This is a genomic window from Marinifilum sp. JC120, from assembly GCA_004923195.1.
Lineage (GTDB): Bacteria > Desulfobacterota > Desulfovibrionia > Desulfovibrionales > Desulfovibrionaceae > Maridesulfovibrio.
Genome location: RDSB01000186.1, coordinates 1 through 467 on the forward strand (window position 1 = coordinate 1; position 467 = coordinate 467).

Here is a 467-nt window from a genome sequence, read left to right on the forward strand (position 1 = left end):
AAGCCACTCCTGAGAGAAATAAATGAATTCCAAAAATCTTGGGCAAATCCAAAGAAGGTTTTCCTGTACGTTCATCGCGGAATATTTCTAGATCCCAATACACCCAATGCCAAATAGCTGCCAAGAAGCACAAGCCAGAAAACACAATATGYGCCCCGGCCACACCYTCGTAACTCCAAATACCCGGATTTGTTACAGCCCCTCCTGTGATACTCCAACCRCCCCAAGAATTGGTTATTCCTAAACGAGTCATGAARGGTATAACGAACATACCYTGTCTCCACATTGGATCAAGAACGGGRTCRGARGGATCAAAAACTGCTAATTCATATAGAGCCATCGAACCRGCCCAMCCRGMAACYAGAGCTGTATGCATTATATGRACAGCAAGYAAMCGACCGGGATCATTCAATACAACAGTATGAACACGATACCAAGGCAAACCCATGGAAATACCCCTTTATCAA

The 467-nt window shown here is 44.3% G+C and carries 1 protein-coding gene; it reads right to left on the reverse strand.

The genetic code is table 11. The features are described 5' to 3' along the window. Window positions 1-448, reverse strand: a 448-nt coding sequence (locus D0S45_20830) for a photosystem II chlorophyll-binding protein CP47 (GenBank protein ID TIH05217.1), incomplete at its 3' end; no start/stop codon positions are given. Between the last annotated feature and the right edge of the window lie 19 nt (window positions 449-467).